Source organism: Kribbella albertanoniae (genome assembly GCF_004348455.1).
GTDB lineage: Bacteria > Actinomycetota > Actinomycetes > Propionibacteriales > Kribbellaceae > Kribbella > Kribbella albertanoniae.
The window spans coordinates 20,402-43,182 of record NZ_SMKA01000013.1 but is presented as its reverse complement, the minus strand read 5'-3'; the positions used below and the strand labels follow the sequence as shown (position 1 = coordinate 43,182).

The window sequence follows — 22,781 nt, the reverse complement described above, 5'->3', positions numbered from 1 at the left end:
TCCCCTAGACTTACGAACGTAAGAAAGCGGCGCGGGGTGGAGCAGCTCGGTAGCTCGCTGGGCTCATAACCCAGAGGTCGCAGGTTCAAATCCTGCCCCCGCTACTTTCACGAAGACCCGGACCAGTTGGTCCGGGTCTTCGTCTTTCGCGCTGGCCCAGTTCGGCGACGCTGCCCGGTCCGAACCAGCGCTGGTTGCCGTTCCGGACCTACAGGTTGCGGTAGATGTCGCGGCGGTTGCCGACGGCCATGACCCACACGATCAGGTGGCCATCCTCGAGCGTGTACACGACGCGGTAGTCCCCGACCCTGAGTCGCCACCGCGAGCTATGCCCTTGAAGGGCCTTGATGTCGAAGGCCGCAATATCCCCTCCGTCCATCGCCTTCTGGAGTTCGGCGAGGCGATAGAGGATCCGCAGGGCGTCGGGGCGGGGAATCTTGAGCATGTCGCGCTGGGCGTGCGGGGTGAACCGAGTGACGTAACCCACGGCGATCAGGCGTCTGGAGTGCGGAGCAGGGCAGCCATCTCCTCGAGCGAGACCGACCCTTCAGAACCTTCGGACTCCGCCTCGTCGGCCAACTGATTGAGCCAGGACTCCTCGGCCTGCTCCGCCAGCCGGCTCAGCCGCCGGTACTCGCGAATGTCGATCACTACAGCTTCTTGCTTGCCGCGCCGGGTGATGATCGTCGGGATCTCATCCCGGCGGGCCCGGTCAAGGACGTCGGCGAGATGACTGCGGACCTCCGCCATGGACTCGATCACAGGCTCACCCATGTAACGAATGTAGCAGATGTACATCCAATGAGGTCAGAGACGGCATGTGCGCGGAGGCGGCGCCACCGGTGGCTACCAACTGACGCGCAGTGGTCCAGAACACATCACCATCCAATTTAGGTAAGGCTAAGCTTGGCCGCCTGAGGAGTGGGGTGGGAGTGGACATGCGCAATCCGGATGTTGTTGTCGTGGGCGGCGGAAACGCCGGGTACTGCGCGGCTCACGCGGCGGCCGAGCGTGGGCGACGCGTGGTGCTGCTGGAGAAGGCGCCGCGGGCGCACGCCGGTGGAAACAGCTTCTACACCCTGGGGTCGACCCGGATGGTGCACGACGGGCTCGGCGACCTGCTCGAGGTCCTCGAGCCGGATGAGCGGCACGCGCGCACGGAGGTCCCGCCGTACTCGGCGGTGGAGTTCCTGGCCGATCTGGAGCGGGTCACCGGGGGCCGGGGCGACAAGGAACTTGCCGAGGCTGTCGTTGAAGGCTCGCGTGACGCCGTCCGATGGCTGCATGCCTTGGGGCTGCGATTCCAGTTGATGTACGAGCGGCAAGCTCACGAGCATCCCGACGGGACCTTCGTGTTCTGGGGTGGATCGCATGTGCGCAACGTCGACGGCGGGCCCGGGCTGGTGTCGGTCCATGAGCAGATCGCAGCCAGGCTCGGAGTCGAGGTGCGCTACGACTGCCCGGTGACCGGGCTGATGACCGACGGCGATTCGGTCGTCGGTGTCCGGATCGGTGACCAGGAGCTTCCAGCGGAGTCGGTGGTGATCGCCAGTGGCGGTTTCCAGGCGAATGCGGAATGGCGTCAGCTTTACCTGGGAGACGGCTGGCAGCACGCGAAGGTGCGTGGCACGCCGTACAACACCGGTGACCTGATCCAGGCGGCGCTGGAGATCGGTGCGGATCGTGGCGGGGACTGGTCGACCTGCCACAGCGTTCCGTGGGACGCGTCGTTCCCCGAGAACGAGAGCAATCGTGCGTTGACGAACCGGCTCAGCCGGTACGGCTATCCGCTCGGCATCGTGGTCAACCGCCGGGGGCAACGGTTCCTCGACGAAGGCGCGGACTTTCGCAACTACACGTACGCGAAGTACGGCAAGGTGATCCTCGAACAGCCGGGTTCGGTGGCGTTCCAGGTCTTCGATGCGACGTCGCGCTCGATGCTCGCGGCGTACGAGTACGAGATGCCCGGGATCATCCCGGTGGTCGCCGACAGCCTCGAAGAGCTCGCCGCGGCCATGGAGGTCGATGTCGACGGATTCGTGCGGACGGTCCGGGAGTTCAACTCGTCGATCGACACCAGCCGGTCGCTCGATCCGACGATCAAGGACGGCCGCGGCGCGTCGGTGCAGCCCGTCAAGAGCAACTGGGCCTCGGCGGTCGAGGCGCCGCCGTATTACGCGTATCCGGTGACCTGCGGGATCAGTTTCACCTTCGGTGGCCTTCGCGGTGACGTGGACGGCCGGGTGCTCGACCGGTCGGATCGGCCCATCCCCGGGCTCTTCGCGTGCGGTGAAACGCTCGGAGGACTCTTCAGCGGGAACTACCCGACGGGGGCCGGCCTGACCGCGGGCATGGTGATCGGGCGACGTGCAGGCTCGCTCGCCTGAGCCATCGACCGAAGTTAGGCTTACCTAAGTTGTTGGTGTTATTGTCCGGCCGCGGCCCGGACCGACCCCCGCTAGGAACGACGAGGAGCAGCACTGATGGCCCAGAATCCGTTCGACGACGACAACGGTTCCTTCTACGCGCTGATCAACGGCGAGGAGCAGCACTCGTTGTGGCCGACGTTCAAGCCGGTCCCGACCGGCTGGAGCATCGCGTACGGCGAACCCGGCGGCAGGACGCGCCAGGAAGTACTCGACTGGATCGACGAGCACTGGACCGACATCCGCCCCAAGTCGTTGCGCGACCATATTTCCCAGTACGAGACGCACGCCAGCAACTGATCCCCGCAGTACCCACCCCTGCACAACTCCTAAGGAGCCGGACATGCTTCGCGAAGTCCTGGGCGGAAAAATCCACCGCGCCACTGTCACCCAGGCCGACCTGCACTACGTGGGTTCCCTGACGATCGATGTAGACCTCGCCCGGGCCGCAGGCCTGATCGAAGGCGAGAAGGTGCAGGTCGTCGACATCACCAACGGGGCCCGCCTCGAGACCTACATCATCAACGGCCCCGCCGGTGGCGGCGAGATCTGCATCAACGGCGCGGCCGCGCACCTGATCCACCCCGGCGACCTGGTGATCATCATGTCGTTCCTGCTGGCCGAGGAGTCCGAACTGGTCGGCTACGAGCCGAAGGTCGTCCACGTCGACGCAGACAACCGCATCATCGCCTTGGGGAACGACCTCGCCGAGCCGGTGCCAGGGGCGGCCGATCAGCTTTCTGCTCGCCTGGCGTGAGCTTTCGCACTGGAGGCGACCGAGAAAGTTAGGTTAGGCTACCCATATGACTCGAATCGCTGTGGTGGGTGCCCGCGGGCGCATGGGCGTGGCGTCGGTCCGCGCAATTGAGGCCAGTTCCGATCTGACCGTGGCTGCCGAGATCGACATCGACGACGACGTCCAGGACATCGTCGACCACAACGCCGAGGTCGTGCTCGTGTTCTCGCCGCCGGACGTTGCCCACGAGCAGGTCCAGTGGTGCATCAAGCAGGGGCTCCATGTCGTGGTGGGGACCTCCGGCTTCGACGAGCAGTCGGTGGAGCAGATCCGCGCCGCGCTGGTCGACCATGCCGAGGTCGGCGTGTTCGTCGTTCCGAACTTCTCGGTCAGTGCGGTGCTGATGGCCAAGTTCGCCGCCCAGGCCGCGCCGTACTTCGAGTCCGTCGAGATCATCGAGATGCATCATCCGGGCAAGGTGGACGCGCCATCGGGAACGGCGCAGCACACTGCCGAACTGATCGGTCGCGCGCGCGCCGCGGCGGGCACCGCGCAATCACCCGATGCCACCTACCTCGACCCACATGGCGTGCGCGGCGGACGGATCGAGGGAGTCAGTGTCCACGCGGTCCGGGTCCGTGGGTTCATGTCATCGCAAGAGGTGCTGTTCGGAGTCGACGGCGAAATTCTGAGGCTGCGCTACGACTCCGTGACCCGCGAGTCCCTGATGCCCGGAGTGCTCACGGCACTGCGCGCCGTCCCGAAGCTCACCGGAGTGACCGTCGGTCTCGATGCCGTCATGAGCCTGGGCTGACCCGAAGCAACGACGCCGTACCTGTGGCGGAGAGCTGATGCCGAGGCTGGCGGTCGGTGGCCTGGATCTGACGTACGACGTGGTCGGTGACGGCGACCTCGTCGTACTCGTGATGGGGACCGGTGCCAAGGGCAACGTCTGGACCTTGCATCAGGTCCCGGCGCTGGTCGGCGCCGGATACCGGGTGGCGACCTTCGATGCCCGGGGGATCAGTCCGACGCCGCGGCCGGCAGGCGACCCCTTTCCCCGCATGACGATCGACGACCTGGTCGACGACGTCGCGAAACTGATCGAGCACCTCGGTGCACCCGCGCATGTGGTCGGAACGTCATTGGGCGCACGCGTCGTACAGGAACTGGCGCTGAGTCGCCCGGAGCTCGTGCGGCGAGGAGTGGCCATGGCGGCGCACGGGCGCCTCGACGAGGTGAACCGGCGCCTGAGTGCCGGCGAGCGAGAGCTGTTCGATACGTCCATGGCGTTACCAGCTGAGTACAAGGCCGCCATCGACGCGGTCTTGTACCTCTCTCCGGCGACCTTGCGCGATCCCCGTAAAGCACGCGACTGGCTCGACGTGCTGGCGTTCTCGGCGGGCCGGATGGATCCCGGCGAGCGCGGTCAACGCGAGGTGTCCGCCCACCTCGAGAACCGGCTCGCGGCGTACACCGCGATCACGAAGCCACTGCTCGTCATCGCCTTCGCGGACGACCGGCGGATCCCGGCCTTCCTGGGCCGGGAGGTCGCCGATGCCGTACCGGGCGCGCAGTACGTCGAGATTCCCGACGCCGGCCACTTCGGCTACCTCGAGCAGCCGCAGAAGGTCAACCAGCTGATCATCGACTTCCTGGCCGAACGCGCCGGGCCCTTGAAGGGAAACCAATGAGCATCGAACCGCTGACCCTTGACGGGGTCGTTCCGTTTCCGCCGGAGACGGTAGCCAAGTACCTCGCCGAGGGACACTGGCGCGATCAGACGCTTCCGGAGTTGCTGTTCGCCACCGCGGAGCGCTGTCCCGACAAGCTCGCTGTCATCGACCGCAAGGCCGAGTTGAGCTATGCGCAGCTCACCGACGAGGTCCTGCGCCTCGCGGCCGGCCTGCAGGACCTGGGGCTGAACCGTGGCGACCGGGTAGTGGTCCATCTGCCCAACATCTACGAGTACATCGCCTTCGTCTTCGCCTTGTGGGAGCTCGGGGCGGTTCCGGTCGTCGCTCCCGTCGCGCACCGTCGTGCTGAGATCGAGCACTTCATCGAGATCGCCCAGGCGCGTGCCTACATCACGGTCGCCTCGGACAGCGGCACCGACCTCGCTGCGATGGCTGCCGATCTGAAGGACAAATGGCCGCAGCTGGAGCACACCGTCGTACTCGAACGTGATGGCGGCGGCGCCGAATACGAGGCGTTGCAGTCAAAGGGATCGCTCGAGCACGCACGCCGGTGCAGCCCGCAGGACGTCGCGCTATTGCAGATGTCAGGCGGTACGACGGGCGTTCCGAAGCTGATGCCGCATACGCATCAGACGTACGGCTACGCCCTGCGGCGAAGCGTCGGGGAACGCGGCATCACCGAGCGCACCGTGCATCTGCTGGTGATCCCGATCTGCCACAGTATGTCGACGCGTTCGCCCGGATTCCTCGGTGCGTTCAGCGTGGGCGCCACCATCGTGATCGCACCGAACGGCAGCCCCGACACGGCGTTCCCGCTGATCGAGAAGCACGGGGTGACCCGCGTTTCGCTGGTCCCTCCGATCCTGCTGGCCTGGCTGAACTCCTCGCTCCGTAAGTCCTATGACCTGTCCAGCCTGAAGGTGCTCATGTGCGGCGGCGCGAAATTGGTCGAAGCCGTGGCGTCGCGGGTCGAGCCGGAGTTCGGCGTACAACTGTCCCAGAGCTTCGGGATGGGGGAGGGCCTCGTCGTCAGCAATCCTGCCGACGTCGATCGGGCCACCAGCGTGCGGTACCAGGGCCGGCCGGCCTCGGCGGCCGACGAGATCCAGGTCATCGATGACGAGGGCAACGAAGTGCCACCCGGTGCGCCTGGTCACTTGCTGACGCGCGGACCGTCGGTGATTCGCGGCTACTACCGCAACCCCGAGCAGAATGCGCTGGCGTTCACCAGCGACGGTTTCTACCGCACCGGTGACATCGTCGAGCGGGACGAGCGCGGCTTCATCCGGGTCGTGGGCCGGTCGAAGGACCAGATCAACCGCGGCGGCGAGAAGATCGCGCCCGAGGAGCTGGAGAACGCGCTGCTCACTCATGCCGGCGTCCACAACGTCTCCGTCGTCGGCATCGATGACGACGTGCTCGGCGAACGTGTCAAGGCGTACCTGATTCCCCGGACGCCGGAGAGCGCGGCCGAGCTCACCTTGGGCAAACTGCGCCAGTTCCTGCGCGACAAGGGCCTTGCCACGTTCAAACTTCCCGATGTCGTGGAGGTCGTCGACGAGTTCCCGTACACCGCGGTCGGCAAGGTCAGCAAGCGTCTGCAGCGCGAGCTGAACTACTAGACGTATGGCGACCGAGAACACCCGGGTCCTCATCGCGGGCGCCGGGCCCGTCGGCATGGTCTGCGCGCTGGCGCTGAATCGGCAAGGTATTCCGGTGACGGTTCTCGAGTCGGAGCTGGCACCGGTGCAGGATCAGCGCGCGGCGACCATCCATCCGAGCACGCTGGAGATGCTCGACGAGCTGGGCATCACCGAGAAGATCCGGCCGCACAGCCTGCCGTCGAGCACCTACCGCTTCCACGACCGGCCGACCGGAGAGGTCGTGGCCGAGTTCGATCTCGGCCGGCTCAAGGACGAGATCCGGTTCCCGTACGTCCTGCAGTACGAGCAGTACAAGCTGACCGCCGCCATCGCCGCGGAGTACGCGAACGAGTCCGATTTCGACGTACGGTTCTCGCACACGCTGACCGGTCTGACCGAAACCGCGAGCGGCATCGAAGTGGAGTACACCTCGCCGGCCGGCACCGAACGCCTGTCCGTGGCCTATGTCATCGGTTGTGACGGCGGCCGATCGACGGTGCGCAAGTTCGCCGGGATCGAGTTCGAAGGCTTCACCTATCAGGAGCGATTCATCAAGATCGCGACCAGCTTCGACCTCCAGACCATCAAGCCGGAGCTGAGGTTCCGCAACTACTTCTCCGACCCCGACGAGTGGGCCAACGTGTTCAAGGTGCGCGGAGAATCCCCGGATGGGCTCTGGCGGGTGATTCTGCCGATCGGCCAGGACGAGGACGACGCCACCGCATTGTCGCCGGCACGCGTCGAGCAGCGGCTGCAGAAGTTCCTCCCGAAGACCGGCCCGTACCACGTCGAGTACATCAACGTGTACGGCGTCAATCAGCGCGTGGCCGCGACCTTCCGTAAAGGGCGCATCCTGCTCGCCGGCGACAGCGCGCACGTCAACAACCCGATCGGAGGCATGGGCATGAACGGCGGCATCCATGACGCGATCAACCTGACCGAGAAGCTCACGAAGGTGATCTCCGGTGCGGCCGGAGACGACGTACTCGACCTCTACAGCCGCCAGCGTCGCCACGCCGCGGTGAACTACGTACAGGCCCAAACGATCGCCAACAAACGGCTGCTGGAGGAACGCGACCCCGAGGTACGGCGCCGCAACTTCGACGAACTGCGCCGTACCGCGGACAACCTCGACACCGCTCGCGCCTACATGCGCCGAGCGGCCCTGTTCGACAGCCTGCAGGACGCAGCCGCCATCACCTGAGACCCCGGTGCGGTACGACGTTCCGTACCGCACCGGACGACGGGATCCGCTCAGCTGCTCAACAACTTCGTCAGCAGCGGCCCCCATTTCGGGAGCCCGGAACCGGGCTCGAGGATGGACTGGTGGTCTTCGTCCTCGGCGACGAAGAACGAGAAGTTCGTCAGGTGATTGACCCATCCCAGCGAGTCCGCACGACCCAGCTCGGCCACTCGGGGCTCATGAGTCGCGGACGACGCGATCACGAGCGCCTCGACGTCGAGAACGCCCTGCGTCGGCGCCGATGTCAGGACGTCGCATCGACGGCCGGCCGTCTCGACAGCCTTGAGCTGCTTCGCGTCGGCGAGCAACTCGTTGAACGCTTCCTCGCCGAAGGCTTTCCGCATCTCGTCGCGCATCGACTCGGCGGATCCCGGCCGGGCGAGGCGCTCGGTCGTGTTCTCCGAACCGGCCGGCATCGCATCCACGATCACCAAGGACCTGACCTGCTCGCCGCGGGCCAGCAGCCGGCGCGCCACGGCGAACATGACATGGGCGCCGTAGGACCAACCCAGCAGTTCGTACGGCCCGGCCGGCTGCATGCCCTGGATGACGTCGGCATAGGTCGAAGCGAGGTCGTCGAGGTCGTCGAACTCGATCTCCAGGCCGGCCATCGCCGGATCGTCGATCCCGACCAGCCCGACCGCGTCCGGGAGGTACGCCGACAGTTCCGAGTACATGAACGAGGCGCCGAACTTCGGGTGCGCGCAGAACACCGTACGGCCGTTCAGGGATGGGACGAGCCGGGTCGCGATCGCGGTGATGCCGACGTCAGGATCCGCGTCCTGCTGCAGCTTCTGGTCGACCACCGAGCTCAGCTCGCCGATCGTCGAAGCGGTGATGACGTCTCGCATCGCTATGTTGACCGGGAACGTGCGATTCATCTTCGAGGCAAGCCGCATGGCCGCGAGCGAATGCCCGCCCAGCCGGAAGAAGTCGTTCCCTGCACCCAGTTCCAGGTCCTCGCTGAGGTCGAGCACCTCACGGAAGATCGCGGCCAGCGCCAGCTCCGTCGCCGACTCGAGCGGTCGGCCCGTAGCGCCTCCGGACGCGGCGACGTCAGCCGGCGGCAACGCTCGGCGATCCAGCTTCCCGGTCGGGGTGAGGGGGAAGGAGTCCACCACGACAAGAGCTGCCGGGACCATGTAGTCAGGCAAGAACTTGGCCAGATGGTTACGCAACGACTCACTGATGTCGAGGTCCGAGGTTGTGCTGTAGTAGGCCGCCAGTTGCAGCCCGGTCGAATGGGCGAAGGCGACCACTTCGGCGCGCGTCACCTCGGGGAACTCTTGCACCACGTCCCGGATCTCGTCCGGTTCGATGCGATAACCGCGGATCTTGATCTGCTCGTCGGCGCGACCGAGGTAGTCGATCATCCCGTCGTCGTTCCACCGGGCGAGATCGCCGGTGCGGTACATGCGCTCCGCCGGCTCCCACAGGCAGGCGACAAAACGTTCGGCGGTCATCGCGGCCTGCCCCCAGTAACCCCGCGCGGTTCCTTCGCCTGCCAGGTAGAGCTCACCGGCGACACCGGGGAGAGCAGGCTGCAGGTTCTCGTCGAGGATGTAGGCCCGGGTGTTGAAGATCGGCGTACCGACACTCGACGTGGTGCTGTCGGCCAGGTCGGCACCGAGCGCGTTGATCGTGTACTCGGTCGGCCCGTAGAGGTTGTACGACTCGACACCGGGTGCGTCGCGCAACTGTTGCCACAAGCGGTCCGGGACGGCCTCGCCACCAAGGGAGACGAACACGACACCGGGTGCGTCGGAAGCCACGGACCGACCGGCCGGCCGGTCCCGATCGAGCAGCCCTTCTTCGACCAGCAGTTGCCCGTACGACGGGGTCACGTCGAACCCGTCCATGCACACCTCGTCGTAGTGAGCCAGCAGCCGCTGATGGTCGCGCCGCATCTCCTCGTCGATGACGTGGACCTCGTGCCCGTTCAGCAGCCAGAACAGCTGTTCCCAGGAGGCGTCGAAGGAGAACGAAGTCGTGTGCGCGATCTTCATCCGGCGCCCGCGCTGGTGGTCCACCACTCGATCGAAGATCTTCTCGACGTGGTTGACATACATGTTCGTCAGTCCGCGGTAGCCGACGGCGACTCCCTTGGGCCGTCCGGTGGTTCCCGAGGTGAAGATGATGTACGCGAGGTGGTCGAGCGAGACCTCACCGCCGCGTTCGGCGGCCGTGATCGGATCCGGCGCGGTCTGCGCTAGGCGGTCCAAGATCATCGCGGAGTCCAGGTTGATCACCTGGCCGGCGGCGCCGGTGATTCGATCCACGTCGCGGTCGGTCACCAGCGTGACGGTCGGTTCGGCGACCTCGACCATGTAGTTGATCCGTTCGTCCGGCAACTCGCAGTCCACCGGGACGTAGGCGGCTCCCACCGCGAACACCGCGAACATCGCGATGACCGTGCGCTCGTCGCGGGGCAGCAGCAGCGCGACCCGATGCTCCGGTCGCACGCCCTCCGCCAGGAGCAGACGGGCGTAGCGGTTCACTTCTGCCGAGAACTCGTCGAAGGTGAACCGGCGCTCGCCGGCGACCAGCGCCGTCTCCGATCCGGACAGCCGCACCTGCCGGTCCAGCAGTTCGGCGACCGTGACCGGCTCGATCTCGCGGACGAGATCAGCGGGGATGCCCGTGTGCGGGTCGGTCTCGTCCGGCAGCAGTGCGGACAACCTGCCAACGGGCTCGTCGAGCCGGCCTGTGAGCGAAACGAGCACATGCGCGTACCGCGTGAGCATCAGCTCCGCGGCCGACGGCTCGAACATGTCGCGGCGGTAGGACAGGCGCACATGCACGGTCGCCGCACCGTCGCGCTCCTCCGGGTCGACCGCGAACGTCACGGGGTAGTGGGTCGCGTCGTCAACCTTGGCGCCGACGACCTCCAACCCGCCCGTGTCCTTCCCGCCGGTCTTGGCCAATGGCATGTTCTGCACCACGAACAGCGTGTCGAACAGAACCGGAACGCCGGCATTGGTCTGGATCTGGGTCAGCGCGGCTTGTGGATGGTCGATGACGCGCAGCAGCTCTGACTGGACTTGGGCGAGCAGTTCCCGATTCGTGGTGAACGGAGGCAGGTTCACCCGCATCGGGACCGTGTTGAACAGCAGCCCGATGATGCGGTCGGCGTCGGCCAACGCCGGCGGCCGGCCGGAGACGGTGTTGCCGAAGACAACGTCATTGCTGCCGGTGAGCCGACCGAGGGTGATCCCCCAGGCGGTCTGCAGCAGGGTGCCCGCCGTGACCTTGGCGTCGCGCGCGGCCTGGAACACCGTCTCGGCCTCGGCCGGGCTGAGATCGAGGCTCAGCTCACCCATCTCACCCTGGGCGTCACCACGGTCGACGAAGTCCGGGCACAGCAACGTCGGGCCGGTCAGCTCCGCCAGGTAGTCGTCCCAAGCACGGTAGGCGGCACCGGGGTCCTGGTCGTCGACCCAGTCCAGGTAGGAGCGGAAGGACGCCGGAGGCACCCGATCGACGTACCCGGCATCGCCGTAGATGGTGAGGATCTCGGCCAGCAGCGAGTTGATGGACCAGCCGTCCAGCAGGATGTGCTCGAAACTCATCACCAACGTCCACGCTTCGTGGCCGTGTTCGAGCAGGGTGAAGCGGATCAGCGGCGGGGTCTCGAAGTCGAACGGTTCACCTCGCTCGGCCGCCAGGAACTGCTCCGTATCGCCGCTCCACTCGTCGCCGCGGATGACCCGCACCGGGACTTCGACGCCGGACGGGATCACCTGTACGTCGCCGGGCGGGACGAACGCCGCCCGGAGGTTGGGGTACCTCTCCAAGGCACTGGCGATGGCAGCCGTCATCCGCTCGGGATCGAGATCTCCTGCAAGCTGCCGAGTGATCTGCGAGACGTAGGTGTTGTGGTCGTCGGACTCCTGGGACCGCAGCAGGTGATAGAACAACCCGCGCTGCAGCGGAGCAAGCGGAAGGATCTGGGCGTCGCGCCCGTACCGGGCCCGGACGGATTCTTCTTCGCCGGGCGTCAGCGTGACCCGGTCAGCGCGCCGCAGCGTGAACGCGGGTCGACGCTCGCGGCCGGGTGCCGGGATGCCGGCCCCGCTGATCTCCTCGGTGATCGCGGCGGCCAACGCCTTCGCATCGATATCGACAGTGGCAGCTGATTCGACCCAGACGCGGACTTCACCGCCCGCAACGAACACCTGAATGCCGAGTCCGTTCTCAGCAGCCTCGGGGATCAGTTCCGCTTCGCTACGGAACACGCCTACGCGGATCCGGGGCGTCGGGACATCATCGAAGAAGCGACTGAACCGCGGGTGTCCGGCCAGCGCGGCGTACTCGGCCGCTCGCTCCGGGCTCAGCCCGACAACATCACCATCGTCAAGCAGTACAGGGAATCTGGGACCGTCGGACTCGTGGAGTTCCACGAGCAGATCGCCTTCGGTGACCTCAGCCAAAGACTTGGCCACGGCCGTCAACACCACGGACCGCAGGGAAGGTCCGTCCGTGGCGGGAACCGGCGCGACGCTCGAGGCCTCCGAAGCTACCGAGTCGCCGCGCTGCCGCAGTACCGTGTCGGTCGCGTCCGCGAGCTCATCGACCCAGTCCTCCCAGAACGGATCGTCAACAATGGCGGTCAATTCGTCGTCGCTGTACCCGGTCGCGGTCCGAACCGGGGCGACGACCATCGGAATGCGCGCCTGATAGGCGCTGACCAGCTCGGCGAGGTTGTCCCGGACCGCGTCCATCAGCTCAGGATTGCTGGTCTCGGCGACCAGCGCACCGGTGCCGTCGTCGCGGACCGCCAGGTGCAGGGCGAGACCTGCCCCCGACAGCGCATGACTGACGTGGTCGATCGCCGCCCGCCAGAGCGGAGCCGCACTGATGTCGAAATCCGCAAGCGGGAGCTGGAAGCGGCGGACAGCACCTGTGTTTTCGAGACCGTCGCCTCCGGCTCGAACGATCTGGGCGAGTTGCTTGACCGTCACCTCCGTGTGCTGGGCACCAAGCACCAGGAAGCGTGCTGTCTTCCGCAGCAACCGTGCGGTGGTCTCCGCCGAGAACAATTCGCGGGCCGCGTGCAGGTTCATCCCGTAGGCGCCGCTGCCCAGTCGTTCGATACTCGACACGAGATCGAACAGCGCGGGCTGAGCTGCCAGCGGACCGCCCGTGGTGGTCGAGACATAGTTGGCCAGTGGCGATGCGGCGTCGCCACCGCGATCGACATAGGCGGCCATCACCTGGAAGAGCGGACTGATCCCCACCTGTCGCGGCGGGTTCACCGCCTCGACGACGTGCTCGAACGGAACGAGCTTGTGGTCAGCGGCTTCGAGCATCCGATCGCGGCAACCGAGCAGGGTCTGGGCGAATCCGGCGTCGGCGTCGATATCGGCGCGCACCACGACGGTGTTGACGAAGTAGCCGATCAGGTCCTGCAGCTCGGGCAGGTCGCGCAGACTGGCCGGGATGCCGATCGGTACCGAATCGCCTGCTCCTTCGTCCCAGAGCGCCAAGGAGAAGGCCGCAAGCAACGCCTGCAGCGGCGTTGCCTTGTGCTCGACCAGGAATTCGTCGACCGCGGCCGTCTCGGCGCTCGTGAGGGATGTCGTGGCGGGCCGGATGGTTCGCTCGTCGGACTCGTCCCGGGGCCGGTCGAGCGGCAGGACCGTCTCCGTCGGGAGATCCGACAGTGTGTCCTGCCAGTACCGGAGGTCCGACTGATAGCGGGATTCGGGATCTTCTCGACTCCCCAGCACGTGCCGCTGCCAGACCGAGAAGTCCGCGTACTGCGTCGGCAACGGCGCGAGCTCGGTGGGATTGCCGGTCGCTGCTTCGACGTAGAACCTGTTCAGTTCCTGAATCAGCGTCCCGAAGGAGTCCGCATCGGTCACGATGTGATGCCCGTAGGCGATCAGAACATCGCCATCGGAATGACGCAGCAGATGGAACTTCAGCCCGAACTCGGAGGTGAAGTCCAGGGGCAGCGCGGCGACCTGGGCGATCTTGTCGGCGAGGACCCCGGACTCGACGTGTTCGACTTCCAGGACCTTGGCGTCGGCGTCGGGTTCCGGATGAATGACCTGGCGCAGTGACGAGGTCTCCTCGTCCGGTACGAGGATCGTGCGCAGGATCTCGTGCCGGGCGACGACCCGACGGACCGCGGTCGCCAGCGCATCCAGCTCGAGCCGCTCGGCTGCCTGCAACACGATCTCGGTCCGATAGATCGACCGTCCGGCGATCTGCTCGGTGAACCACAGCGATTGCTGGCCGTAGGAAACCGGTAGGACGGCGGGGCGCGGTAGTTCGCCGATTCGGGTGCCGGAGATTTCGGCGGTTCCGGTGCTGGTGTCGGCGATGCGGGCGAGTTCGCTGATGCGTGGGTGGTCGAAGACGTCGCGCAAGGTCAGTGTGGTGCCGAGGAGTGTGTTGGCGCGGGCGACGACTCGGGCGGCGAGTAGTGAGTGTCCGCCGAGGCGGAAGAAGTCGGTTTCGACGCGGAGGTCGTCGTTCAGTTGCAGAACGTCTCGGAAGATGCCGGCGAGGGCGATCTCCGTGTCGGTTTCCGGCGCCCGCCCGTCGGCCGCGCCGGCGGTCAGGTCTGGGTACGGCAGCGCGCTGCGGTCCAGTTTCCCGTTGGCAGTAACGGGGAATCGGTCCAGCTGGGTGAACGTCGTGGGGACCATGTAGTCGGGTAGCGACTGTGCGAGGTGCTCGCGCAGTTTGTCGAACGACACGGTGTCGCCGGTGGTGTAGGCGGCGAGGTATTTGCCGCCGGCGGGGTGGTCCAGGGCGATGATTGCGGCGCCTGATACCGCTGGGTGTTGTTCGAGGGCTGCGCGGATTTCGGCGGGTTCGATGCGGTTTCCGCGGATCTTGACTTGGTCGTCGCTGCGGCCGAGGTACTCCAGCTGTCCTTGGGGGTTCCAGCGTACGAGGTCGCCGGTGCGGTAGAGCCGGGTGCCGTCTTCACCGGCTACGAATCGGTTGGCGGTGAGGGCTGGGTTGGTGATGTATCCGTCGGCGAGTTGGACGCCGCCGAGGTAGAGCTCGCCGGTCGCTCCGGCTGGTACTGGGCGCAGCCAGGTGTCGAGGACGTGCGCTGCGGTGTTCGCGACCGGTGTGCCGATGGTGGCGTTGTCGGCGGTGGTGGCGTCGCCGGTGACTTCGGTGGAGCCGTAGAAGTTGTGGAGTTCTGCTTGTGGCGCAGCGATTTGCAGGGCGTCTGCGCTGGCTCGGGTGAGTGGTTCGCCGGAGGAGATCCAGTGCCGGAGGGTGGTTAGTGTCGTGTTGTCCTGGCGGACGAGAGCCTCGGCGAGGCTGGGCACGGTCAGCAGATGCGTGACGCGGTGCCGGGCGATGGTGTCGAGGAGTGCGGCTGGGTCTTGGGCGGTTTCGGCCGGGACGACGACGACAGGGGTGCCGGCGATCAGCGGCCCGAACAACTCGGTCACGGCATCGACGAAACCGAGGCCGCTCTTGGAGAGTGCGACGTCTTCTGGCCTGTAGTCCAGTACACGTTGGCCCCAGGTGAGGCGGTTGACGAGTGCGCGGTGGGAAAGGCTGACGCCTTTCGGGTTACCCGTTGTTCCTGAGGTGAAGATGACGACTGCGGCGTCGAGGTCGTTCAGCGGCCGGGCCAGGACCGGTGCGGTCTTTTCACCGTCGTGCCGTACTTCGGTGATCACGACGGCGGGTGCGGCGACGTCGAGGATGTGTTGAATGCGTTCTGCGGGGTATGCCGGATCGATCGGCACATAAGCCGCTCCCGCGCGCAGTACGCCGGCCAGCGCTACTACCAGATCGACCGAACGCGGCATGGTGATCGCGACGCGGTCTCCGACCCGCACACCCCGCTCAACGAGGTCGTTGGCGAAGGCGTTGACCCGTTCATCGAACTGGCGGTACGTAAGTTCGGTGCCATCAGCAACGATTGCGACCGCGTCCGGGGTCGCTGCCACCTGTCGGCGTACCAGCTCGTCGACAGTCGCGCCGGAAACATCGAGCGCTTCGCCCTGTGCCCAGGACGGATCCGGGCCGTCGGTGACCGGTGTGAATCCGGTACTCGCTTGGTGCAGGGTCTGGGTGGGGGAGCCGTCGAGGACAGCGGTGAGGAAGCGGCCGAGCCGGTCGGCGTGCACGGTCGGGTCGCCGGCGGCGGATCCGCTGGAGAGGTCGAGCTGGATGCCGGTGTCGCGGGTGCGGTGGATGACGAGGTCGAGTGAACCGACGGGGCCGCTGTTGATTCTCTCGGTGGTGGCGTCGGTGTCGCCCAGGTGCGGTGTTGACTCGAAGAGTTTGATGTTGATCGTCGGCAGCGCGAGGTAGGACGCTTGGCCGCCGGGCCAGGAGCGGGCGATCTGGTGGTCTTCGGCAGTCGTGTGCCGCCGGGAAGTCTTCAACTGCCCGGCGACGATCTCGAGCACGTTCTCGACTGTGTGGTGCGGGCTGATCCCGGTGACGATCGGGATCGCTCTGGAGATCGCGCTCGGCGTTTTCAGTGCTTCGCGATCGTCGCGCATCATCAGCGGAACCCGGACCGCGACGAAGTCACGACCGTCGGCCAGAGCGGTGTAGACGCCCCACAGAGCGATCAGGGCGTCGGTCCAGGAAACCCGCGCGGCGCGGGCGAACTGCTGGACTCTCGGATAGAGGTCGTCAGGGATCGGGACGGCAACCGGCCGGCTGGAGGAGGCGAAGAGCCCGGCGACGTCTTCCACGCTCTCGTGGCCGGCGTTCTCGATCTCGAGGACGCTGTTCCAGTACGCGACGTCTGCCGCCGCCGCGGCAGCGTCGTGCCGCTCGGTCTCCAGGACGTTCTTCAAGTCGCCGAACCAGCGGTCCGGGACCGGCTCACCGGCTTGGGCCGCGGAGTAGACCTCGGCGACGCGGCGGATGAAGAGAAAGATGCTGTAGCCGTCGACGAGCAGGATGCTGGTGACCAGGATCCAGGCCCAGGTCCCGTCCGCGCGGCGGACCAGCGTCGAGGTTGTCGCCGGCTCCCCGGCGGCCGTCTCGGCGAGTTGTTCGCGGGCCAGAGCCCGGACCTGGTCGTCGTCCTGGCCGGCGTCGATGATCTCGGTCGGAAGTGTCGTGGTGGTGTCGACGTACTGGAACGGGACGCCGTCGTCGTCGCCGAACCGGGCCCGGAGCGTATCGGTTTCGGCGAAGACCGCGCTGACCGAGGATGCGAGCAGGACCGGGTCGACCGGGCCGTCCAGCCAGATCAGCCGGCCCGCGCAGAACACTGAGGACTCCGGAGCGAGGCTTCGCGCTACCCAGTTGCCTCGCTGGCTCGCGGTCAGTTGCAGACGATCAAGAGCCGTCAACGGAAGCACACCCACTTCTCTAGGGACGAGGTGACGGTCACTGCCACATCAAGGAAGGTTAGGCTAACCTTGCGTCGTGCCGCCATCCATCCCACCTCCCGACCGGGAAGAGCTGTCCCGGCTGGGCCGGGGACCGTTGACCCGTTGGCTACCGCTGATCCTGCAGGCGCCCGCCGATCCGCCCGATGTGCAGCCGTTCGCGGCCGATCCGGAAACCACGGCCGGCCGATTTCTGCTGCGCGTGATCCTCTCCGTACGGCGGGTGACCGTCCCCGCCGCGCTGGCAGCGACCCTGTGGCAGGTGGGCGAGGCGGGGGTCCCGGTGGTGATGGGACTCGCGATCGACCGGGCGTTGGCAACCGGGGATGTGGGGCAGTTGGTGCTGTGGATCGGCGTACTGGTGGGCCTGTACGTCGTGCTGACGGCGGCGGCGAAGTTCGCCATCCAGCTGACCGCGTATGCCATTCAGTTGCTGCAGCACCGGCTTCGGAGCACCCTCTCGACCGGCGTACTGCATCCCGTCGCCGGTGGCGCCCACGCGCCGGACGGCGGCGTTGTCTCGCTGATGACCAATGACGTCGGTCGCATGTCCAACGGGGTTCAGCTCGTGATCATGCCGATCGCGAGGGTCGTGACCATCAGCTTCATCGCCGTCTCACTGCTGACGACGCACTGGATCCTCGGGCTCGCCGTGCTGGTGGGGGCGCCGGTGGCGGTGTGGTTGATGGGTGTGCTCAGCGAGCGGCTGTCCCGCGACACCCGCGAGTACCAGGGATTGCTGGCCACCACCGTCGGAATGGCCACGGATGTCGTGGCCGGATACCGGGTGGTCAAGGGGATCCGCGCCGAGACCGAGGCGACCAGAAGGTACCGGCAGGCAAGCCAGGAGACGCTCGTCGGTGCCAAGCGCAACGCGGGGCTGCTGGGGAGGTTCCTGATGGGTTCCGGTGTGGTCACCGGCGTGTTCGTCGCAGCGGTGATGGGGCTGGCGGGCTGGTTCGCCGTGGACGGTCAGCTGAGCATCGGCGAGCTGATCGCCGCCGTCGGGCTCGCACAGGCGTTGCTGCCGCAGATCCGGTCGATCGCGAACGACTCCATCCCCAACCTCGCCGGCTCGCGCGCGTCGTCCGCGCGCATCCTGGACGCGCTGCAGGCCGATGTCGCCGTGGCGCCCGAGCCCGACGACGCCGTATCGCCGGTGCTTCCGCAACTGCCGGTGCTGGAGGTTTCCACGCCCAGCACGACGATCCGGATCGAGCCCGGTGAACTCGTGGGAGTGCGCACCGACGACGTGACCGCGGCCCGCGTCGCGGAGGCGCTGCTGGATCCGCGCGAGTCCGGCGGCGAGGTGGCGGTGCGGCTGGATGGCATCGCGGCGGGTGAGTTGACTGCGCGGGAGTACCGCAGCCGGGTCACCTTCTCTCCGCACCGGGTGACGCTGTTCAGCGGAACGATTCGCGACAATCTCACCGTCACGGCGGCGGCACCCGAGCTGGTGACAGCGGCCGTGCGGGCCGCGGCCTGCGACGACTTCGCCGCCGATCTTGACCTTCCGGTCGGCGAGGACGGCAACCGCTTCTCCGGCGGTCAGCTCCAGCGACTTGCGCTCGCCCGCGCCTTGGCGAGCGACGCACCGGTCCTCGTACTGCATGACCCGACCACGGCGGTCGACTCGGTCACCGAGCACACGATCGCGGAGCGGCTGCGCGCCGTCCGCGCGGGACGCTCGACCCTGCTGATCACCTCGTCCCCGGCGTTGCTGAGTAGCTGTGACCGCGTCGTCGATCTGCTCGAGGACGCACCGGTGCGCGTTGGGAGATCGTCGTGAGCCAGGCATCAGCTGCGCTGCCGATCGCGAGCGGCAGGGAGACGGCCCGAGAGGTATGGCGGCTCAGCCGCGGCCATCGGCTCCGGCTCGCCACTGTCGGAGTGCTGGGGATCGTCAGTACCGCCGTGAACGTGATCCCGCCGGTGATCATCGGGTTCCTCGTCGACCGGGTCCGGGCAGGTACCGCCGACCTCGGCACCGTCGCGATGGTCACGGCCGCGATGGTCGGTTCGGCAGCTCTCGGCGCGGCCGGCACCGCGATGACGATCGTGCTGGCCACCCGCGTCTACCACACCATCCTCGCCGGGTTGCGCGAACAACTCGTGAGCCGTGCGATGACGCTCCCGCAGCACCTGGTCGAACGCGCCGGGACGGGGGACCTGATCTCCCGGACCAGCGACGATGTCACCGCCGTCGCCGATGCCGCTCCCTCGGTGATTCCCGCGCTCACCGTCACGGCGTTCACCATTGTTGTGTCGCTGGGCGGGCTCGCGGCGCTGGAATGGCCGTACGCCGTCGCGTTCGCCGTCGTACTGCCCGTCTACGTGCTCGTCATGCGCTGGTACCTCCGCATCGGTCCGCGGGTCTACGGCGCCGAACGCGCGGCGATGAGCGCCCGGGCTCAGCAGATCCTCGAATCCCAGCGTGGCTACGCCACCGTGCTCGGGCTCGGGCTCACCGAGCAGCGGCACCGCAGCGTGCTGGCCGCGTCCTGGGGCGTCGCGGTGTGGACGCTTCGCGCCCGCGCCGTGGGGGTCATGCTCAACCTCCGCCTGAACTTCGGCGAATGTCTCAGCCTGGCCACCGTCCTCGTCGTCGGCTTCGTGCTGATCGACGCGGACGTGTCCACTGTCGGCGCTGCCACCGCCGCGATGCTGCTCGTCCTGCGCCTGCTCGGTCCGATCAACGAACTGGTGTTCGTCGTCGACGACCTCCAGTCGGCCCTGGCATCGCTCAGCCGGATGATCGGCGTCGTCACGATTCCGGAGGAAGCAGGCGAGCCGTCGGCGACCGTGGACGCGGGTGTCGCGGTGCGGCTCAACGGCGTCGCTTTCCGCTACGGCGACGGCCCCCGCCTGTTCGACAACCTCACCCTCGACATCCCGACCGGTCAGCGCACCGCTGTTGTCGGTGCGTCCGGGGCAGGCAAGACGACGCTGGCTGCCGTCATCGCCGGCATCCATCTCCCCGAGGACGGGACGGTGGCCCAGCCCGGCCGGACGACGTTGATCACCCAAGAGACCCACGTGTTCGTGGGCACCCTGCGGGACAACCTCACGCTCGGCGCCCCGACGGCCGGCGACGACGACGTCCACGCCGCGCTGGACGCGACGGGGGCGGCCGGTCTGCTCGACCTGCTGCCGGACGGTCTGAACACGATCGTCGGCACCGGCGGACATCCGCTGACCGATGCTCAGGCCCAACAGCTCGCCCTCACCCGGCTCCTGCTCGCTGACCCGGAACTGGCGATCCTCGACGAGGCGACCGCCGAGGCCGGCTCCACCCACGCCGGGTTGCTGGACCGGGCCGCCGACGCGGTGCTGCACGGGCGCACCGGGTTGGTGATCGCGCATCGCCTCTCCCAAGCCGCGACCTGTGACCGGATCGTCGTCATGGAGCAGGGCCGGATCATCGAGAGCGGTACTCACAACGAGCTGGTCGCCGCCGGTGGCGTGTACGGCGGGCTGTGGAGCGCGTGGGAGGCCGGACGAAGCACGAACAACACAGTCATCGACAAGCAGGAAAACAAGGAGTTCTGATGAGTCTCACCACCGAGCAGTTGATCGCCGACGTCGCCGACGTGCTGTACATCGAACCGAAGGAGATCGACTACGAACTGAGCCTGCGCGACCAGGGGATGGACTCGGTCCGGCTGATGGATCTGGTGGAGCGCTGGCGCACCGCGGGCCTGGACCGGATCGACTTCATCACCCTGGCCGAGGACTCGCGCCTGGCCCACTGGATCGAGGTCGTCGAGAAGCTGCAGGCCGGCGAAGAAGTAGCGTCCTGATCCTGCGGTGCGTGTGTAAGTGCGGTCATGACGACCGCACTACACGTCAGGGGGCCAGCACCCGCAACATGTTGCCCCAGCCCACGAGCGACCTCTCGACCACCTTCAGGCCGGCGTCGGCGATGACTGCCTCTAGCTCGTCCTTGGTGCGGTATCCCGATCCGTGCAGCGTCAACCGCAGGAGGTCGAGCTCCGCGTCATGTTCGTCCAGCTCGTCGGGATCGAAGGTCGCCTCCACCAGCAGGACCCGGCCATCGGGGCCCAGGCTGGCGGCTGCCCGCTGCAGAATCAGCCTCGCCTCCGCGTCCGGGTGCTGCCCGAGCGCTTGGATGATCAGTACGGCGTCCGCGGGTTCGGTCTGCTCGAACACCGACTGCTCGACGATGCGGATCCGGTCACGTCGTGACTCGTCCGCGATGCTGGCCGGAACGTCCCGGCGGAACCAGTCCGCCGCGGTGGGGAGCGCCACGATCGTGACACTTGCTTCCGGATGCGTCGCAGTGAGGTAGTCGGCGTGGACCGCGGCGCCGGCGGCGTGGACGACGACCTTGCCGACGCCCGCGAGGACGGGGGACTTCGCGAGCGGCTCGGCGAGGATATGCACGAACCCGGACTTGCTCTCCAGCCGCTTGTGCTCGAACGGCTGCTCGGCACGGAGGGCGTCCCAGTCCTGGCCGGTCACCGACTCGAGCACCGGACGGTCGTGGCGGACCGCCTCCTCGAGGCCGAAGAAGGCCTGCGACATCCGGAAGTCGACCCCGTCGGCGACCAGGTGATCGAGGATGGCCTCGCTGGTCAGGAATTCGCCGGTCTCGGTGAGCTTGTACTCGTCACCGTCGCGGTCCACGAGTTCGATCGCCTGCAGGTACCGCAGGAACTTCGCCAGCGAGCGTTCTTTCGCGCCGGTGTGCTGTGCGAGCGCGGGGACGGTGCGGACGCCGCGGCTGATGCCGTCGGCGATCCCGAGGTTCGCGGCCGCCCGAATCGCCAGTGGTGGCAGCAGCTCGGACATCTCGTGGAACTTCGCGAAGGCCTTCTCGTTGCGCTCCGGGTCCGGCAGGGCGGGATCTTCGTCCAGCGCCACCACCTCGGCGCGCCGCCAGTAGCCGCTGAAATCGATGTCGGCCTTGTCGACATCGCGCTCCTCGATGAGATAGCGCCGCAGATCACGGACGATGGACTGCTCCCCGGCGAGCCAGACGAAGGTCGAGCCGTCGTGCCGGCCGGTCGCGCGGACCGCCTGCAGCAGCAAGGGCGCGGCACCCGTCGGCTGTCCGTTCCGCACCACCCAGGTCACCTCGACGCCTTGGTGCGCGGGGAAGTCGATCCGGTGCGATTCCTCGGCCACCTCGATGTAGACCTCGGCTTGCGCATCGTCGGGCAGCTCCGTGAGCAACCGGTCGATGGCCGGGATGGCCGTGTCGTCACCGACCACGAGGTACCGGTCGTACCCTTCGGCCAAACCCTTCGAGACCGATGGCCCACCGATGTGGAGGCGATCGCCCGGATTCGCCCGGTACGCCCACGTCGTCGCGACGCCCACGCCGTGTTTCACGAAGTCGACGTCGAGCTCGCGTGTCTGCGCGTCGTACCGACGGACCGTGTAGACCCGCCAGAGCGACGGCGGGTCGGACGGCCAGCGGTACTTGCCGTCCTTGTACGTCGGGAGCACCGGCTCGCTGTCACCGGGGTACGGGAAGACCAAGCGGATGTTGTCGTCGAAACCGTGGCTGGCGAACGCGGGGAACGCCGTACCGTCAGGTCCGGTGAACGGGCCCAGCTGATCACCGGTCAGAGTGATCCGGCGCAGCCCGGGAGTGACATCGACGACGCGCGCCACCTCCAGCTCCCGCAGGACGATGGCGTGTACGACGGTCGGACGGGCGCGGCGTGGCATG

At 67.1% G+C, this 22,781-nt stretch carries 14 protein-coding genes and 1 tRNA gene; 11 read left to right on the top strand and 4 right to left on the bottom strand.

Annotated features, from left to right (window positions below; all coding sequences use genetic code 11):
• Window positions 1-30 precede the first annotated feature (30 nt).
• A tRNA-Met gene (locus E1261_RS05840) sits at window positions 31-104 on the top strand.
• Between the two features lie 104 nt (window positions 105-208).
• On the opposite strand, the gene E1261_RS05835 is transcribed toward E1261_RS05840, so the two are convergent.
• Together E1261_RS05835 and E1261_RS05830 are read right to left on the bottom strand one after the other, a co-directional pair.
• The gene (locus E1261_RS05835) at window positions 209-487 is read right to left on the bottom strand and encodes a type II toxin-antitoxin system RelE family toxin (RefSeq protein WP_132403008.1); all 279 of its coding nucleotides are present in this window, start codon (window positions 485-487) and stop codon (window positions 209-211) included.
• Between the two features lie 5 nt (window positions 488-492).
• Window positions 493-774, bottom strand: a complete 282-nt coding sequence (locus tag E1261_RS05830) for a type II toxin-antitoxin system Phd/YefM family antitoxin (RefSeq protein WP_202874337.1) — start codon at window positions 772-774, stop codon at window positions 493-495.
• A gap of 164 nt (window positions 775-938) precedes the next feature.
• Here E1261_RS05830 and tcuA point away from each other — a divergent pair, with 164 nt between their 5' ends.
• The 7 genes from tcuA to E1261_RS05795 all read left to right on the top strand — a co-directional run bounded on the left by tcuA (window position 939) and on the right by E1261_RS05795 (window position 7,706).
• Entirely contained in the window at window positions 939-2,387 is a 1,449-nt protein-coding gene (gene tcuA, locus E1261_RS05825; RefSeq protein ID WP_132403005.1) for an FAD-dependent tricarballylate dehydrogenase TcuA, read from the top strand.
• A 96-nt stretch (window positions 2,388-2,483) separates the two neighbouring features.
• Entirely contained in the window at window positions 2,484-2,726 is a 243-nt protein-coding gene (locus E1261_RS05820; RefSeq protein ID WP_132403002.1) for an MbtH family protein, read from the top strand.
• 43 nt (window positions 2,727-2,769) lie between these two features.
• Window positions 2,770-3,183, top strand: coding sequence for an aspartate 1-decarboxylase (gene panD, locus E1261_RS05815; RefSeq protein ID WP_132402999.1), 414 nt, complete (start codon window positions 2,770-2,772; stop codon window positions 3,181-3,183).
• Window positions 3,184-3,229: 46 nt separating this feature from the next.
• On the top strand, window positions 3,230-3,976 hold the full coding sequence (dapB, locus tag E1261_RS05810; RefSeq protein WP_132402996.1) for a 4-hydroxy-tetrahydrodipicolinate reductase: 747 nt from the start codon (window positions 3,230-3,232) through the stop codon (window positions 3,974-3,976).
• 37 nt (window positions 3,977-4,013) lie between these two features.
• Complete coding sequence (locus E1261_RS05805) at window positions 4,014-4,856, top strand: alpha/beta fold hydrolase (RefSeq protein WP_132402993.1); 843 nt, start codon at window positions 4,014-4,016, stop codon at window positions 4,854-4,856.
• Window positions 4,853-6,481: a (2,3-dihydroxybenzoyl)adenylate synthase gene (locus tag E1261_RS05800; RefSeq protein WP_132402990.1), complete on the top strand. Its 1,629-nt coding sequence runs from the start codon at window positions 4,853-4,855 to the stop codon at window positions 6,479-6,481. Before E1261_RS05805 ends, E1261_RS05800 begins: the two co-directional genes overlap by 4 nt.
• A 4-nt stretch (window positions 6,482-6,485) precedes the next feature.
• Entirely contained in the window at window positions 6,486-7,706 is a 1,221-nt protein-coding gene (locus tag E1261_RS05795) for an FAD-dependent oxidoreductase (RefSeq protein ID WP_132402987.1), read from the top strand.
• Window positions 7,707-7,756: 50 nt separating this feature from the next.
• On the opposite strand, the gene E1261_RS05790 is transcribed toward E1261_RS05795, so the two are convergent.
• Complete coding sequence (locus E1261_RS05790) at window positions 7,757-17,053, bottom strand: non-ribosomal peptide synthetase (protein ID WP_165952389.1); 9,297 nt, start codon at window positions 17,051-17,053, stop codon at window positions 7,757-7,759.
• 67 nt (window positions 17,054-17,120) lie between these two features.
• On the opposite strand from E1261_RS05790, the gene E1261_RS05785 reads away from it, so the two are divergent.
• Genes E1261_RS05785 through E1261_RS05775 form a run of 3 tightly spaced genes read left to right on the top strand, consistent with a single transcriptional unit; the run spans window position 17,121 to window position 20,883 of the window.
• On the top strand, window positions 17,121-18,872 hold the full coding sequence (locus E1261_RS05785; protein ID WP_202874332.1) for an ABC transporter transmembrane domain-containing protein: 1,752 nt from the start codon (window positions 17,121-17,123) through the stop codon (window positions 18,870-18,872).
• Window positions 18,869-20,632: an ABC transporter ATP-binding protein gene (locus E1261_RS05780; RefSeq protein WP_132402981.1), complete on the top strand. Its 1,764-nt coding sequence runs from the start codon at window positions 18,869-18,871 to the stop codon at window positions 20,630-20,632. The genes E1261_RS05785 and E1261_RS05780 overlap by 4 nt, the downstream gene beginning before the upstream one ends.
• Window positions 20,632-20,883, top strand: a complete 252-nt coding sequence (locus E1261_RS05775) for a phosphopantetheine-binding protein (RefSeq protein ID WP_132402978.1) — start codon at window positions 20,632-20,634, stop codon at window positions 20,881-20,883. Before E1261_RS05780 ends, E1261_RS05775 begins: the two co-directional genes overlap by 1 nt.
• A 46-nt stretch (window positions 20,884-20,929) precedes the next feature.
• Here E1261_RS05775 and E1261_RS05770 read toward each other — a convergent pair whose 3' ends face one another.
• Window positions 20,930-22,780 (bottom strand): siderophore-interacting protein, encoded by a 1,851-nt coding sequence (locus E1261_RS05770; protein WP_132402975.1) that lies wholly within the window; start codon window positions 22,778-22,780, stop codon window positions 20,930-20,932.
• Window position 22,781: the final 1 nt, after the last annotated feature.

Coding starts and splice junctions, on each gene's coding strand:
- E1261_RS05820 (WP_132403002.1), top strand. CDS start 2,484: ATGGCCCAGAATCCGTTCGACGACGACAACGGTTCCTTCTACGCGCTG.
- tcuA (WP_132403005.1), top strand. CDS start 939: ATGCGCAATCCGGATGTTGTTGTCGTGGGCGGCGGAAACGCCGGGTAC.
- panD (WP_132402999.1), top strand. CDS start 2,770: ATGCTTCGCGAAGTCCTGGGCGGAAAAATCCACCGCGCCACTGTCACC.
- E1261_RS05795 (WP_132402987.1), top strand. CDS start 6,486: ATGGCGACCGAGAACACCCGGGTCCTCATCGCGGGCGCCGGGCCCGTC.
- E1261_RS05800 (WP_132402990.1), top strand. CDS start 4,853: ATGAGCATCGAACCGCTGACCCTTGACGGGGTCGTTCCGTTTCCGCCG.
- E1261_RS05775 (WP_132402978.1), top strand. CDS start 20,632: ATGAGTCTCACCACCGAGCAGTTGATCGCCGACGTCGCCGACGTGCTG.
- E1261_RS05770 (WP_132402975.1), bottom strand. CDS start 22,780: ATGCCACGCCGCGCCCGTCCGACCGTCGTACACGCCATCGTCCTGCGG.
- E1261_RS05830 (WP_202874337.1), bottom strand. CDS start 774: ATGGGTGAGCCTGTGATCGAGTCCATGGCGGAGGTCCGCAGTCATCTC.
- dapB (WP_132402996.1), top strand. CDS start 3,230: ATGACTCGAATCGCTGTGGTGGGTGCCCGCGGGCGCATGGGCGTGGCG.
- E1261_RS05805 (WP_132402993.1), top strand. CDS start 4,014: ATGCCGAGGCTGGCGGTCGGTGGCCTGGATCTGACGTACGACGTGGTC.